The sequence below is a fragment of the Curtobacterium sp. MR_MD2014 genome (genome assembly GCF_000772085.1).
Classification (GTDB): domain Bacteria; phylum Actinomycetota; class Actinomycetes; order Actinomycetales; family Microbacteriaceae; genus Curtobacterium.
This window is the reverse complement of record NZ_CP009755.1, coordinates 2,817,961-2,833,246: the sequence shown is the minus strand read 5'-3', so window position 1 is coordinate 2,833,246 and position 15,286 is coordinate 2,817,961. Positions and strand designations below refer to the sequence as shown.

The following is a 15,286-nucleotide window of genomic DNA, read 5'->3' as shown; positions in this document are numbered from 1 at the left end:
CTCCGACTGATGGTCCACCACCTCAGCCTGCCCGTACCGCCTGGGCACCGGACGGTGGGATGCTGGTCCGCATGCCCCTGTCCCGCCCGGCGCTCGTCGCTGCCCTGCCCGGTGTCGCGCTCGCCGTCGTGATCGGCGTCGCCGCGACCCTGGTCGGCCGCGCGGTCCCTGTCGTCGGCGGTCCGGTGCCGGCCGTCCTGCTCGGTGCGCTGGTCGGCTGGCTCGTCCGGCGTCGACGGGCCCAGGACGACGGAGCAGCCGACCTCGGTGGGCTCCAGCCCGGCGTGAAGTTCGCGTCGAGCCGCGTCCTGCAGGCAGCGGTCGTGCTCCTCGGCGCACAGCTGTCGATCGGCGAGGTCCTGCGCATCGGCGGCGAGACCCTCCCCGTGATGCTCACCACGCTCGTGGTGTGCCTCGTCGCGGCGTGGGGGATCGGTCGGCTGCTCCGGGTGTCGAGCACGCTCCGGACGCTCATCGGGGTCGGCACGGGCATCTGCGGCGCATCGGCCATCGCCGCCGTCACCCCCGTGGTCGGTGCCGCCAGCGCCGAGGTCGCCTACGCCCTGTCGACGATCTTCCTCTGCAACATCGCCGCGGTCTTCGTCTTCCCGCTCGTCGGCCACGCGCTCGGCCTGTCCCAGCACGCGTTCGGCGTCTTCGCCGGGACCGCCGTGAACGACACGTCCTCCGTCGTCGCGACCGCCACGGTCTACGGCCGTCAGGCGACGGACACCGCCGTCGTCGTCAAGCTCGTGCGGACCCTGATGATCATCCCGATCGTGATCGGGCTCGCCGGCCTGGAGGCGCGCCGCACCGCCCGCACGCAGCCCGCCGCCGTCGACGGTACGGGTCGCGCCGGGGGCGTCCGCGTGCTGCGGCTGGTCCCGTGGTTCCTGGTCGGCTTCCTCGTCGTGGTCCTGCTCCGGACCACCGGGGTCCTGCCCGCGGCTGCGGCCCCGGGGTTCTCGACGGCGGCGACGTTCCTCATCACGGTGGCGCTGGCGGCCGTCGGGGTCTCGACGGACTTCTCGGCGCTGCGCCGGGCCGGGTTCCGGCCGATGCTGCTCGGCATCGTGCTGTGGGTGCTCGTCGCGGGGACGAGCCTGGGCGTGCAGGCGGCCTTCGGTCAGCTCTGACGGGCCCGGCGGCACGGTGCCAGCCGGCACCGTGCGTCAGCCGTCGCGTCGGCGACGCCTGCGTGGCGTGACGTGCTCCCGCACAACGGAAGGCACGTCACGCCGCGCGGTTCCGTGGCGCGACGTGCTCCTGGTTGTGCGGGGCGCCCCGCGCCCGGCGCGGCCGCGTTCCGGACGGGAGGCGCGGTGCGGTCCGGTCCCGTGCCTCCCGTCCGGCGGCGTCCGCGTGGCGCGACGTGCTCCCGCACAACGGAAGGCACGTCGCGCCGCGCGGTTCCGTGGCGCGACGTGCTCCTGGTTGTGCGGGGCGCCTCGCGCCCCCGCGCCCGGCGCGGCCGCGTTCCGGACGGGAGGCGCGGTCCGGTCCGGCACCGCGCCTCCCGTCCGGCGGCGTCCGCGTGGCGTGACGGGCTCCCGCACAACGGGAGGCACGTCGCGCCGTGCGGTTTCGTGGCGTGACGTGCGTCTGGTTGTGCGGGGCGCCCCGCGCCCGGCGTATCCGCGTTCCGGACGGGAGGCGCGGTGCCAGCCGGCGCCGCGCCTCCCGTCCGTCGTGCGGCGGCGTCAGCCGCGGATCGCCTCCGTCAGCTTCACCCGTCCGCCGGTCCGCAGCAGCGCGTTCTCGTAGACGCGCGCGCCCACGGCGACGACCACGACGACCGACGCGGCGACGAGCAGCAGCGACAGGATCGGCTCCCACCACTCGGCGGTGCCGAGGAAGATCCGCATGGGCATCCCGATCGGCGCGCTGAACGGGACGTACGACATGATCCCGACGATCGTCTCGTTGTCCGCCGCCGAGACGATGAGGATGTACGGGATCATCACGAGGAGCATCACGGGCATCGTGACACTGCCGACGTCCTCCTGGCGGGAGACGAGCACGGCGGACGCGGCGAACAGCGCGGCGATGAGCACGAAGCCGACGGCGAAGAAGCCGACGAACCAGAGCACGCTGGGGCCGAGCAACGTGAACAGGTTGTCCTGCCCGGTGACCGCGAGGGCCACGGCGCCGGCGATCGCGATGGCGATGATCTGCGCGAACGCCATGATGCTGCTGCCGAGCACCTTCCCGGCGAGCAGGGCACGGGCCGGGATGGCGGCCATCAGGATCTCGACCACCCGCGTCGACTTCTCCTCGACGACGCTCTGCGCGATCGACGACCCGAAGGTCACGGCGGAGGTGAAGAAGACGACGCCGAACAGGATGCCGATGGCGGACACCAGGCCCGCCGAGAGCGTGCCGGGCTGCAGGAGCTCCACCGCAGGGGTGACGCTGAGGGCACCGACGACGTCGGTCGGGGTGTCCTCGAGCCCGACGACGCTGTACCCGAGGGTGTCGTCGGACGGCACGACGGCGGCGTCCACGTCACCGCTCCGCACGAGGCGCTCGGCCTGGGCGACGGTGGTGGTCGGGGTGACGTCGAGGCCGTCGGTGGACTGCAGCGAGACGCCGTCGACCACCGCGACGGGCGTGGTGTCGTCGGCGGTCGCCTTGCCGATGATGCCCGCGATGACGACGGACACGACGACGGCGAGCACCAGGATCGCGGCGGAGACCACGAAGGCCTTGCTGCGGACGCGGGCCTGGATCTCGCGGACGGTCACGAGCCGGACGGCGTCGACGAAGTGGCTGGTCATCGGACGACCTCCCGGAAGACCTCGCTGAGACGGGGCACGCGCGGGGCGAACGAGCCCACCGTGCCGTGCTGGACGGCGCGCTGCAGGATGCGCTGCGCCGTGGGCTCGTCGGCCTCGAACACCGCGTACCCGCCGTCGAACTCGCGCACGGTCACGCCGGGTTCGTCGCGGATCCACGCGACGTCGCCGTCGACGAGCAGCTCCCACGCGGCGGGGCCGGCGCTGCGGCGCAGGTCCTCCTGGGAGCCGGCGGCACGGATCGTCCCGTCGGCGATCACGACGACGTCGTCGCACAGCCGCTCGACCACGTCGAGCTGGTGGCTCGAGAAGAGCACCGGGACACCCCTCGCCGCCTGCTCGCGGAGCACGCCGAGCACGGTGTCGACGGCCATCGGGTCGAGGCCCGAGAAGGGCTCGTCGAGCACCAGGACCTCGGGGTCGTGGACGAGCGCCGCAGCGACCTGCACGCGCTGCTGGTTGCCGAGCGAGAGCTTCTCGACGGCGTCGCTCGCGTGCTGCGTGAGGTCGAGTCGTTCGAGCAGCGCGGTGGTCCGCTGCCCCGCGGTCCGCTTGTCGACACCGTGCAGGCGTGCGAGGTAGGTGATCTGCTCGGCGACCGGCATCTTCGGGTAGAGCCCGCGTTCCTCGGGCATGTAGCCGAAGCGGCGGCGGTCGGTCGGGCCGACCTCGGTGCCGTCGATCGACACGCGCCCGGTGTCGGCCTGCAGGACGCCGAGCAGGATCCGCATGGTGGTGGTCTTGCCGGCGCCGTTGCCGCCGACGAACCCGGTCAGCCGGCCGCTGCCGACCGAGAACCCCACGTCGTCGAGCACCCGGCGGTCGCCGAAGTGCTTCGTCACGCCTTCGATGGTGAGCATCGCCCGTTCCCCTTCCGCCGGCGGTCCTCGCCGACGTCTCGACGCTACGGTCCGGGAGGCGCTGCCCACCTCCGGCGGGAGGCGGGACTTCCCGACGCCCCGGCTCCACCGCGCGGGGGAGCGGGGTCCGTCAGGCCGCGGAGGAGACGCCGTGCTCGAAGGCCCACACGACCGCCTGGATGCGGTCGCGCACGCCGGTCTTCTGCAGGACGTTCGACACGTGCGTCTTGACGGTCGCCTCGCCGACGAAGAGCGCGCGGGCGATCTCGGCGTTGCTGCAGCCGCGCGCGAGCAGTCGCAGGACCTCGGCCTCGCGTTCGGTGAGCCCCGCGGCGGCGATGGCGGCCGCACCGTCGTCGACCGGGGACGCCGTGTGGCCGGCGTGCGCTGGGCAGGTGGGCCCGTGCCCGGCGGTCGCGCGGCTGATCACCCGGCGCGTGACGTCGGGGGCGAGCAGGGCGTCCCCGGCGGCGACCGTGCGGACGGCGTCGATCAGCCGTTCGGGGGAGGCGTTCTTCAGCAGGAACCCGCTCGCCCCCGCCTCGAGCGCCTGGAACAGGGCGTCGTCGTCGTCGAACGTGGTGAGCACGAGCACCGCCGGCGGGTCCGGGAGCGCGCCGATGCGTCGTGCCGCCTCGAGCCCGTCGACGCCGGGCATCTGGACGTCGAGGCACACGACGTCGGGTCGCAGCGCGACGACCGCGTCGACCGCGGCGCCGCCGTCCGGGGCCTCGCCGACCACGCGGAAGCCCGGCTCGGACTCCAGGATGACGCGGAAGCCGGCACGCACCAGGTCCTGGTCGTCCGCGAGCACGATCGTCAGGTCGTCGGCAGCCATGCCCGTACCAGGTACCCTCCCCGGGCGCGGGGCCCGATCTCGATGCGACCGCCCACGGCGGCGACGCGCTCCCGCATGCCGACGTGGCCCAGCCCGCTGCCGGCGGGGTCGCGGACCGCGCCGGCGCCGTGTCCGTCGTCGGCGACCTCGACCTCGATGCCGTCGTCGAGGTACCGCAGGCGCAGGTCCGCGCGGGCGGTGGGGCCGGCGTGCTTGACGACGTTCGTCACGGCCTCCTGCGCGATGCGGAACGCCACGGCCCCGACGGTCGGCGGCACCGAGCGCTCGTCACCGACCACGACGAGCCCGGCGTCCCGGCCCGAGGAGCGGACGGCGTCGACCAGCTCCGGCATCCGACCGAGCCCGGCCGTGCTCGGCGCGGTGTCGGTCGCGCTCGCGCCGGGGTCGTCCTCGCGCAGGGTCCCCAGCATCCGGCGGAGTTCCTCGACCGCGGTGCGTGCGCTGTCCTCGACCACCGTGAGCGAGGCGGTCGCCTGCTCCGGGTCGCGGCCGACCACGCGTCGGGCGGCTCCGGCCTGGACACCCATCAGCGACACGTGGTGGGCCACGACGTCGTGCAGCTCGCGGGCGATCCGCACGCGCTCGAGGGTGATCGCCTGGGCGGCCGTGCGCTCTCGTTCGGCGGCGAGCTCCGCGGTGCGTTCGGCGAGGTCGTGCTTGGCCACCGCGGCTGCCCACGCGCGGTTGCCGGCGTACCAGGCGCCGCCGAAGTACAGCACGTTGATGAGGATGTTCACGAGCGAGTACGCGATGTACGGCGGGATCAGGGCGTCGTCGTCGTTCGGCAGCGCGTTCGGCACCGCCCACCCGAACGAGAGCGCGAGGAACACCCACGCGAACATCCCGCCGATGATCACCCAGCGGACCACCTCGGCGCGGATCCGGTCCGAGCACCACGCCCCGACCGTGTACAGCGCGATGAAGAGGGTGAAGTTGACGAGGATGATCTCGGGGACGTGGAGCAGCTGGGTCGCGGCGAACGCCAGCGCGGACACGACGGCGACGGTCATCGGCCAGCGGCGGCGGAACGCGATCGGCGCGGCGTTCGCGACCACCATGAGCGCCGACACCCACCACGGCGCCTGGTCGTCCTCGTAGACGCCCGCGGCGCCGTACAGCGTGGTCGTGACGGCCAACCCGACGCCGAGCACGAGCGCGAGCAGTGCGTCCTGCCGGTGCTCCCGCGGTCCGACGGGCAACCGGGCCCACCCCTCCCTCGTCCACCCCATGCGGGCAACGCTACCGGGTGGGTGCCGCCGGCCGCAGGTCCCGCCGGGCGACGACGAGCGGTGTGGTGGCAGCGACCGCCACGACGGCGGCTGCCGCGGTGAAGGTCGTCGCCGTGCCCGCTGGCCCGACCAGCACGCCGGCCGCCGCTGCCCCGAGTGCCTGGCCGGCGACGAGCACCACGAAGAGCAGCGCGGTGCCCGCGGCCGCGTGGTCCTGGTCGATCTCGGTCGTCCAGGCGATGAGCGCGCCCGTCGCCGCGGTGTAGCCCCACCCGAACAGCGCGCACGCCACCAGTGCGGCCCCGACGACGTGGGGCAGCAGGCCGAGCGTGAGCACCGCGACGGCGGCGAGCGTCGTCGTCAGCAGCCACAGGCGGGCAGCGGGCAGCCCGCTCGTCCACCGTGCCGTCACCGCGACCGAGGCCCCGCCGGCGCCGAGCGCGATCCACGCGACGACCGTCAGTCCGCTCGGCACGCCGGCTCCGACGAGCGCTGAGCGGCCGTAGGTCCAGACCACCGCCGAGCCCGCACCGAGGAGGAGCGCGACCACGACCGGCACGACCTGTGCGCCGAACCACGACCGTCCCGGGAGCGCCGCGCGGAGCGCGGGGCGCCGAACCGCGGGGCGCCGGACCGCGGGGCGCTGGAGCGCGGAGCGCTGGGCCGCTGCCGGGGTGGAGCGCGCGTCCGGTGCTCTTCTTCCGGCCGCGAGGAACACCACCGCCCCGACCAGCAGCGTGACCACGCCGGCGGCGGCCCAGGCGGTGCGCCAGTCCGGCAGCAGCACGAGCGCGAGGACCCCGGCCGCGACGAGCCCCGGGCCCGTCCCGGAGTTCACCACCGCCTGGGCCCGGTCGCGTGCGGCGCCGTCGAGCCGGCCGGCGACCAGCTGCACCATCGCCGGCGACGCCAGCCCGGCCCCGGTCGACGCCACCACGGCGGCCACCCCGAACACGACGGTCGTCGCGCTCGCCGCCGTCGTGATCGCGCCGAGGCCTGCGGTGAGCGCCGCGCCCACGACGAGCCACCGGGCAGCGCGGCCCGCGAGCAGGAACCCCACGACGGCACCGGTGCAGTACAGGACCGAGGCGCCCGAGGACACCGCACCGCCGACGTCCGTGCCGAAGCCGAGGTCGCGCTGGACGTCCGGCAGGAAGAGCCCGAACGCCAGGCGCACCAGGCCGTAGGTCGCAGCGACGAGCCCCAGCCCGCTCGCGAGCAGGACGGAGGTCGGTAACGAAAACGATCGTTTCACTTCTGTGACCCTAGGCTGGCTGCATGGCGATGCGTCCAGGGACCGAGCAACGGGTGCTCGACGCCGCCGAGGAACTGTTCTTCACCCGCGGGATCGCGGCGACCCCCGTCGACGCGGTGCTCGAACGCGCGGGGGTGTCGTCGGCGACGCTCTACCGCGGGTACCCGAGCAAGGAGGCCCTGGTCGCCGCGGCGCTCGACCGACGACACGACGACTGGGTCGCGACGTGGGACCGTGCCCTCGAGCGGGCGACCGACGACCGCGGCCGCCTGCTCGCCGTGTTCGACGCGCTCGACGAGTACCGGTCCACCCCGACGGGCTCCCGCTGGTGCGCCTTCCTCGGCACCGCTGCCGAGTACGTCGATGCCCCGGAGGACCTGCGCGCCGTCCTCGACCGCGAGACCGACACCCTGCGACGGCGGCTGACGGAGACGGCTCGTCCGCTCGTCGGCGACCGTGCCCCGGCGCTCGCCGAGCAGCTGCTGCTCGTCGTCTCGGGTGCGCTGGCGATGCGCCTGCGCGACCCCGCTGCGGACTCCGCCACCGCACGCGCGGTCGCGTCCGCACTCCTGCCCTGACGGCCGCGCCGCGGTGCGGTCGGGAGGGCGCCGTCCGGGTGACGGACGTCCGTCACCCGGACCGCGCCTCCCGTCCGCCCCGGTCGGCTCCGCGCCGAGCGGCCGGTCAGGGCGCGGGGACCACCAGGGCGTCGACCGCGGTCAGCACGTCCGCGACCTCGGTGCGCGTCGTGTAGTCGACGTGCACGTCAGCGGAGCGGACCACGCCGTCCGCGTCGATCACGAAGACCGACGGGAACGGGATCGCCGCGGTGTCGTCGGCGTTGCTGTCGGCGACGTCGAACCCGAGCTGCGTGTGCGCCGCCCGCGCGGCGTCGCTCGGCTCCGTGACGATGCCGAAGCGTCCGGCGAGCACGTTCTCCGGGTCGGTCAGCACCGGGAACTCCAGCTCCCCGTTCGCGATCGACTGCTCGGCGGCCTCCGGCGTCTGCGGCGAGACCGCGACGAGCTGGACGCCCCGCTCCCGCAGCGCCGGCAGGAGCTCCTGCTGGTAGGTGCGCAGCGTGATGTTGCAGTAGGGGCACCAGGCGCCGCGGTAGAAGACGACGACGGTCGGTGTGGAGCCGCGGACGGCGGCGAACGACGTCTCGTCGCCGGTCGGGGTGACGAGTCGCGCGTCCGGGGCGGTCTCGCCGACACCGACGACCCCGTCGGGCACCCCCGAGGCGCGCAGGTCGGCCTGCTCGCCGTCGAAGACCGCGGACAGCTCCGGGCCGATCTGGGTGGTGAAGCCCTGGTTGAAGTCGTCCACCTGGCGGGCGATGGTCTGGTCGGTCACGTCGGTCTCCTCGGGTCCGGGACGCCGGCGACTGGGCCGGTGCGTGGAGCGTAGGCACGTCACCTCGGCGGGGGAACGGGCGTCGTCACGGAGCGTCATCCGGGCTGCGGAGCGCGACCCGAGCGGCGGACGGGAGGCGCGGATCCGACCCGCCCCGCGCCTCCCGTCCGCCGTGGTGCGGAACGCGCGGCGGGAGGCGCGCACAACGGAGAGCACTACGCACCACGGTACGACGTGGCGCGGATTGCTCCCCGTTGTGCGGGAGCGCCGCGCACGGCCAGACGCCGTCGGCCACGAGAAGCGCGCTGCGCGCGGCGCGCACCGTCGCGCAAGCGGCCCGCCCCGCGCCTCAGGCGCGACCGCGGTTGCGCCGCCGGATCTCCTTCGGGGCCCGGCCGGCCATGAACGACCGCGCGGGGTCGACCAGGAAGCCCTGGCGCAGCGCCTCGCGGCCGACGAGCATGCGGAAGCCCATCTGGTCGCGGTTGCTCAGCGTGACCTCGGCGTCGATCGTGCGACCCGCGAGCGTGATCGGCGTCAGCACGACGATGCGTTCCTGCGTGTGCCCCGTCGAGCTCCGGACGATCCGTCGGTCGTGCACGTCGCACTCGTGCGTGACGGCGTCGGCGTCGGTGTCCTGCCACGGGTGCACCGAGAAGCGGACGCGGTCGCCGGGGAGCTCCTCGAGGTCGAACGCGTGCAGTGCCGAGCTCCGCGCCCCGGTGTCGAGCTTCACCTTGATCCAGGGCAGGTCCAGCCCGGGCAGGGCAGCCCACTCACGCCATCCTGCGATCGTCGGGTTCCGGGCCATGTGCCCATCCTGTCGCATGCTTTGATTGAGCGTCGCCGTCGACGTCTCGACCCCGTGGAGCAACCCCGATGAAACTCGCCATCCTGTCGCGCGCCCCGCACGCGTACTCGACGCAGCGTCTGCGTGCCGCCGCGGTCGATCGCGGCCACGAGGTCAAGGTGCTCAACACCCTGCGGTTCGCCATCGACCTGTCCGGGGACGAGCCCGACCTGCTCTACCGGGGCAAGCTGCTCAGCGACTACGACGCCGTGCTCCCGCGGATCGGCAACTCGATCACCTACTACGGCACCGCGGTGGTGCGGCAGTTCGAGCAGATGGACGTCTACACGCCGAACACGGCGACGGGCATCACGAACTCGCGCGACAAGCTCCGGGCGAACCAGATCCTGTCCCGCCACCACATCGGCATGCCCGCGACCACGTTCGTGAACAGCCGTGCCGACGTCCGCGGGGCGATCGACAGCGTCGGTGGGGCGCCGGTCGTCATCAAGCTGCTCGAGGGCACGCAGGGCATCGGCGTGATCCTTGCTCCCGAGGCGAAGGTCGCCGAGTCGATCGTCGAGACGCTGCACTCCACGAAGCAGAACGTGCTCATCCAGGCGTTCATCTCCGAGAGCCGGGGCCGGGACATCCGTGCGCTGGTCGTGGGGGACCGGGTCGTCGCTGCGATGCGTCGCAGTGCCTCCGGCGACGAGTTCCGCTCGAACGTGCACCGCGGCGGCACCGTCGAGAAGGTCACCCTGAGCCCCGAGTACGAGGAGGCGGCGGTGCGCTCGGCGCAGATCATGGGGCTCCGCGTCGCGGGTGTCGACATGCTCGAGGGCAACGACGGACCGCTCGTCATGGAGGTCAACTCCTCGCCGGGGCTCGAGGGCATCGAGCGTGCGACGGGTCTCGACGTCGCCGGCGCGATCATCGACTTCATCGGCAACCAGGTCGCGTTCCCGGAGATCGACGTCCGTCAGCGCCTCAGCGTCTCGACCGGCTACGGCGTGGCCGAGCTCCTCGTGCACACGAACGCGGACCTGGTCGGCAAGACCATCAAGGAGTCCGGGCTCTGGGACCGGGACATCACGGTCCTGACCCTGCACCGCGGCGCCTCGGTGATCCCGAACCCCCGCAGCGGCGTCGAGCTGCAGGCCAGCGACCGCCTGCTCTGCTTCGGCAAGCTCGAGGAGATGCGGTCGATGATCCCGGACCGTCGGCGTCGCCGGTCGAAGGTCCGCAAGCTGCCGAAGGACGCCTGACCGGTGCCGCCCAGCGCACCCGGATCGCACATCCAGGTCGGATGCGGAAGTATGTGTCGGTGACGATCATGACGGAACGACCGGTCGACCAGTCGACGAGCAGCGAACCGGAGCGCCCCGGCAACGCCACGGCGAAGCACCAGAACGTGTCGCTGCTGTCGGTGGCGACGACCGTCGCGGACCGCGTGACGACCTCCGCGGACATCGAGGCGAAGCTCCGCGGGGCGCTGCGTCGGCTCCGTCTCCCGACCGGTCTCCTCGAGCGTGTCGCCGGTGTCACCGAGCGCCGCAACTGGGGCGAGGGGCAGACCTTCCAGGACGCCGCGATCGACGCCGGCCGTCGCGCGATGGCCGAGGCCGGCATCCGCCCGGAGGACGTCGGCCTGCTGATCAACACCTCGGTGACCCGTCCGCACCTCGAGCCGAGCGTCGCCGTCCGCCTGCACCACGGGCTCGGGCTGCCGACGTCGGCCATCAACTTCGACATCGCGAACGCGTGCCTCGGCTTCGTCAACGCGATGAGCGTCGCCGCGGGCATGATCGACTCCGGGCAGATCAAGTACGCGCTCATCGTGGACGGCGAGGACGCCGACCAGGTGCAGCTCAACACGATCGACCGCCTGAACCAGGGTGGCCGGAACCGCAAGGACTTCATGAGCGAGTTCGCGAGCCTGACCCTCGGGTCCGGCGCCGCGGCCGCCGTGCTCGGCCCGTCCGACGTCCACCCCGAGGGGCACCGCATCATCGGCGGCGTCACCCGCGCGGCGACGCAGTGGTACGACCTGTGCGTCGGCAGCGTGGACGGCATGTTCACCGACGCGAAGATGCTGTTGAAGGGCGGCATGGAGCTCGTCGTCGCCGCCTGGACCGAGGCGCGTTCGCACTTCGACTGGCAGGACATGGACCGCTACGTGCTCCACCAGGTCTCCGACGTGCACACGAACGCCTTCGTCGAGGCCATCGGCATCCCGCGCACGAAGGTCCCGACCACCTACCAGCGCTACGGCAACGTCGGCCCGGCGTCGATCCCGATCACCCTGGCCGACGAGGTCGACCGCGGCGGCATCACCCGCGGTGACCGCGTCTTCCTGGGCGGCGTCGGCTCCGGCATCAACACGGCGATGATGGAACTGCGCTGGTGAGGTCCGGCCTCCCGCGCGTCGCTGCCAGCACGGCCCCGGCGACGCTCCCGCCGCCCCTGCCCGGACTCGACCCGGCCTGGTCCCGTCTGGTCACCGTCCCCGGGTCGCCGGACGGCCGGCCGGGAGGCACGCACCACCCCGCGCGCACCTGGCACCTCCTCGACACGGCCGGTCAGCTCGAGGCGCTCGGCGTCACCCCGGTCGGCACCCTGCTCTGCGTGCACGGCAACCCCACCTGGTCCTACCTCTGGCGGTCCGTCGCGGCCCGCGCGCTCAGCGTCGCCCGGGCCGGTGGCCCGGCCTGGCGCGTGATCGCCGTCGACCAGCTCGACATGGGCTTCTCGGAGCGCACCGCCGACCAGCACCGTCTGGCCGACCGCGTGCGCGACCTCGGTGCCCTGACCGACGAGCTCGGACTCGCCGGACCCGTCGTCACGCTCGGGCACGACTGGGGCGGCGTCGTCTCGCTCGGCTGGGCGGTCGACCACCCCGACCACGTCGTGGGCGTGGCGACGTGCAACACCGCCGTGCACCAGCCCGACGACGCCCCGATCCCCGCACCGCTGCGGCTGGCCCTGCGTCCCGGCGTGCTCGGTCGCGGCACCGTCCTGACGCCCGCGTTCCTCGAGACGACGCTCGCCATCGCGCACCCGACGCTCGACCGGCCGACCGCCGACGCCTACCGGGCGCCGTACCGCGGAGCAGCCCGCCGCGGGGGCATCGGCGGGTTCGTGGCGGACATCCCCGTCGACGCCGCGCACCCCAGCGCGACCGAGCTCGACCGGATCGCGGCCGGTGTCGCGGCGCTCGAGGTCCCGGCGCTCGTCATGTGGGGACCGCGTGACCCGGTGTTCCTCGAGCGGTACCTCGACGACCTGGCCGACCGGTTGCCGCACGCCGACGTGCACCGCTTCGAGGGTGCCGGTCACCTGCTGCCGGACGACGCCGACGTCGCGGGCACGGTGCTCGACTGGCTCGGCGACCGCCTGCCGGACGGGCACGCGCCCGGCGGTGGCGAGTCGAGCCTCCAGGCCGACGCCCGGACGGCCGACGCCCGGACGGCCGACGCGAGCGACGCGACCGGCGCGACCACCGAGGGCCCCGCGACCGACCGACCGCTCTGGGCAGCCCTCGACGACCTCGCGGACGACGCGAGCCCGGCGCTCGTCGAGATGGCCGCTCCCGGCGGCCCGCGGACGGTCTCGTGGCGGCTGCTCGCCCGCCGTGTCCGCGAGGTCGCCGTCGGTCTCGCCGACCTCGGCGTGCGTCCCGGCGACCGCGTCTCGTTGCTCGTCACGCCCGGGGCCGACCTGACGGCCGTCCTGTACGCCTGCGTCCGGATCGGTGCCGTGGTCGTCGTCGCGGACGCCGGCCTCGGTCTGCGCGGGCTCACCCGTGCCGTCCGCGGCGCCCGGCCGGACTGGGTGATCGGGGCGCTGCCCGGTCTCGGAGCTGCGCGCGCACTCGGGTGGCCGGGTCGACGCATCGCGACGGTCGCGCTCCCGGCCCCCGCGCGAGCGGTCCTCGGCGTGGAGCACACCCTGACCGAGGTCGCCCGACGTGGCGCCCGACGACTCGCAGCCGGAGCAGACCTGCCCGCTGCACCGTCGCCGGACGCACCCGCGGCCGTCCTGTTCACCTCGGGCTCGACCGGTCCGGCCAAGGGCGTCGTCTACACGCACGGGCAGCTCACCGCGGTGCGGGACGTCCTCGCGGCGCAGTACGGCGTCGGCGTCGGCACGGGGCTGGTCGCCGGCTTCGCGCCGTTCGCCCTGCTCGGTCCCGCCCTCGGTGCCCGGTCGGTGGCCCCGGACATGGACGTCACCCGTCCGCGCACGCTGACGGCGTCGGCGGTGGCCGACGCGGTGGCCGCCGTGGACGCGACCGTGGTGTTCCTCTCACCCGCAGCGCTGGCGAACGTCGTCGCGACGGCACCGGCGCTGGCGGCCGGCGACCGCGACGCCCTCGGTCGGGTGCGTCTGTTCCTGTCCGCGGGGGCACCGGTGCCCGCGGCGCTCCTCCGGGCGGCCACCGACCTCATGCCGAACGCAGCGGCGCACACGCCCTACGGCATGACCGAGGGCCTGCTCATGACGGACGTCGACCTGGACGGCGTCCGGTCGGCGGGTTCCGCTCCCGACGACGGCATCTGCGTCGGTCGACCGGCGGTCGGTGTGCGCGTGCGGATCGCGCCGCTCGACGCCGACGGCGCACCGACCGGAGACCTCACGGAGCAGGCCGGCGTCACGGGCGAGGTTGTCGTCGCGGCCCCGCACGTCCGCGACCACTACGACCGACTCTGGCGCACGGACCGCGTCTCGCGGCTCGGGGTCGACGACCCGCGCGGGCACCGCACCGGCGACGTGGGGCACCTCGACGCCGACGGGCGCCTGTGGATCGAGGGCCGGCTCCAGCACGTCGTGACGACCCCGCACGGTGTCGTGACACCCGTCGGACCCGAGCAGCGCGTCGAGCGCGTCGACGGCGTCGGCCGTGCCGGCATCGCGGGCACCGGACCGTCCGGCACCCAGCAGGTCGTCGCCGTGGTCGAGACCGTCCCCGCAGCCCGGCGTCCCGGCCTCGCGTCGGCCGAGCTCGCCGCCGCCGTCCGCACCGCCGCCGGGGTCCCGCTCGCCGCGGTGCTCGTCGTCCCGGTGCTGCCGACGGACGTCCGGCACAACTCGAAGGTCGACCGCGCCCGGCTGTCGCGATGGGCGACGACGGTGCTCGGCGGCGGCCGGATGACCCGCCCGTGAGGGTCCTGGTCACCGGTGCCAGCGGCTTCCTCGGCCGGGCGACCGCCGCTGCCGTCCGGGACGCCGGGCACGACGTCCGCACGTTCCAGCGTCGGCCGTCCCGGGTCGACGGTGTGGAGGACTCGCTCGGCACGATGACGGACACCGCTGCGGTCGCGCGCGCGGTCGAGGGCGTCGACGCCGTGGTGCACCTGGCGGCGAAGGTCTCGCTCGCCGGGGACCCGGCCGACTTCGCGCGGGTCAACATCGCCGGGACGAGCGCGCTGCTCGACGCCGCGCGGGCCGCCGGGGTGGGGCGCTTCGTCTTCGTGTCGTCGCCGTCCGTGGCGCACACCGGGTCGTCGCTGGCCGGCGCCGCTGCCGACCCTGCCGAGCCGATGGCCGCCCGCGGGCACTACGCGCGGACGAAGGGCGCCGCGGAGCTCCTCGCGCTGGCGGCCGACGAGCCGGGCTTCGCGGTCGTGGCCGTCCGCCCGCACCTGGTGTGGGGACCGGGCGACACGCAGCTGGTCGGACGCATCGTGGACCGGGCACGTGCCGGCCGGCTGCCGCTCCTCGACTCGGGCGCCGCGCTCATCGACACGCTCTACGTCGACAACGCGGCCTCGGCGATGGTCGCTGCGCTCGAGCACGCGGCGGACGACGCCGTGCACGGCAACGCCTACGTCGTGACGAACGGAGAGCCGCGGCCGGTGGGGGAGCTCCTGGCGGGCATCTGCACCGCGTCCGGCGTCCCTGCACCGCGGCTGCACGTGCCCGCCGCCGTCGCCCGTGCAGCCGGGTCCGTGGTCGAGGCGGTGTGGCGGGTGCGTCCGGGGGCGGACGAGCCGCCGATGACGCGGTTCCTCGCCGAGCAGCTGTCCACCGCCCACTGGTTCGACCAGCGACGGACGCGCCACGACCTCGGCTGGTCCCCGACGATCACGATCGACGAGGGCCTGGCCCGCTTGGCGGCCGCCGCCGGACACTGACCGGC

General features: G+C 74.3%; 13 protein-coding genes. 6 read left to right on the top strand and 7 right to left on the bottom strand.

The annotated features are described in order from the left end of the window. Nucleotides 1-71: 71 nt before the first annotated feature. Entirely contained in the window at nt 72-1,136 is a 1,065-nt protein-coding gene (locus NI26_RS13040) for a YeiH family protein (RefSeq protein WP_066658665.1), read from the top strand. Nucleotides 1,137-1,700: 564 nt separating this feature from the next. Here the strand turns inward: NI26_RS13040 and NI26_RS13035 are convergent. The 5 genes from NI26_RS13035 to NI26_RS13015 form a co-directional block, all read right to left on the bottom strand. After that, the gene (locus tag NI26_RS13035; protein ID WP_066656108.1) at nt 1,701-2,777 is read right to left on the bottom strand and encodes an ABC transporter permease; all 1,077 of its coding nucleotides are present in this window, start codon (nt 2,775-2,777) and stop codon (nt 1,701-1,703) included. Continuing rightward, nucleotides 2,774-3,655 (bottom strand): ABC transporter ATP-binding protein, encoded by an 882-nt coding sequence (locus NI26_RS13030; protein ID WP_066656105.1) that lies wholly within the window; start codon nt 3,653-3,655, stop codon nt 2,774-2,776. The genes NI26_RS13035 and NI26_RS13030 overlap by 4 nt, the downstream gene beginning before the upstream one ends. Before the next feature lie 130 nt (nt 3,656-3,785). Then, nucleotides 3,786-4,493, bottom strand: a complete 708-nt coding sequence (locus NI26_RS13025) for a response regulator (RefSeq protein WP_066656102.1) — start codon at nt 4,491-4,493, stop codon at nt 3,786-3,788. Then, nucleotides 4,475-5,743: a sensor histidine kinase gene (locus NI26_RS13020; RefSeq protein ID WP_066656099.1), complete on the bottom strand. Its 1,269-nt coding sequence runs from the start codon at nt 5,741-5,743 to the stop codon at nt 4,475-4,477. The genes NI26_RS13025 and NI26_RS13020 overlap by 19 nt, the downstream gene beginning before the upstream one ends. A 10-nt stretch (nt 5,744-5,753) precedes the next feature. Next, nucleotides 5,754-6,998 (bottom strand): MFS transporter, encoded by a 1,245-nt coding sequence (locus NI26_RS13015; protein ID WP_158407766.1) that lies wholly within the window; start codon nt 6,996-6,998, stop codon nt 5,754-5,756. Nucleotides 6,999-7,021: 23 nt separating this feature from the next. Between NI26_RS13015 and NI26_RS13010 the strand changes: the two genes are divergently transcribed. Further along, complete coding sequence (locus tag NI26_RS13010; RefSeq protein WP_066656095.1) at nt 7,022-7,576, top strand: TetR/AcrR family transcriptional regulator; 555 nt, start codon at nt 7,022-7,024, stop codon at nt 7,574-7,576. 106 nt (nt 7,577-7,682) lie between these two features. Here NI26_RS13010 and NI26_RS13005 read toward each other — a convergent pair whose 3' ends face one another. Continuing rightward, a complete protein-coding gene (locus NI26_RS13005; RefSeq protein ID WP_066656094.1) occupies nt 7,683-8,354 on the bottom strand; it encodes a peroxiredoxin-like family protein in 672 nt (223 codons plus the stop codon). Nucleotides 8,355-8,703: 349 nt separating this feature from the next. Further along, nucleotides 8,704-9,165, bottom strand: a complete 462-nt coding sequence (locus NI26_RS13000; protein ID WP_066656091.1) for an ATP-dependent zinc protease family protein — start codon at nt 9,163-9,165, stop codon at nt 8,704-8,706. Nucleotides 9,166-9,233: 68 nt separating this feature from the next. Between NI26_RS13000 and rimK the strand changes: the two genes are divergently transcribed. The 4 genes from rimK (at nt 9,234) to NI26_RS12980 (ending at nt 15,281) form a co-directional block, all read left to right on the top strand. Next, nucleotides 9,234-10,412, top strand: a complete 1,179-nt coding sequence (gene rimK / locus NI26_RS12995) for a 30S ribosomal protein S6--L-glutamate ligase (RefSeq protein ID WP_058727301.1) — start codon at nt 9,234-9,236, stop codon at nt 10,410-10,412. 68 nt (nt 10,413-10,480) lie between these two features. Further along, nucleotides 10,481-11,554 (top strand): 3-oxoacyl-ACP synthase III, encoded by a 1,074-nt coding sequence (locus tag NI26_RS12990; protein WP_066658652.1) that lies wholly within the window; start codon nt 10,481-10,483, stop codon nt 11,552-11,554. After that, on the top strand, nt 11,551-14,310 hold the full coding sequence (locus NI26_RS12985; RefSeq protein WP_066656089.1) for an alpha/beta fold hydrolase: 2,760 nt from the start codon (nt 11,551-11,553) through the stop codon (nt 14,308-14,310). The genes NI26_RS12990 and NI26_RS12985 overlap by 4 nt, the downstream gene beginning before the upstream one ends. Next, nucleotides 14,307-15,281, top strand: coding sequence for an NAD-dependent epimerase/dehydratase family protein (locus NI26_RS12980; RefSeq protein WP_066658648.1), 975 nt, complete (start codon nt 14,307-14,309; stop codon nt 15,279-15,281). Before NI26_RS12985 ends, NI26_RS12980 begins: the two co-directional genes overlap by 4 nt. The last annotated feature ends 5 nt before the right edge of the window (nt 15,282-15,286 follow it).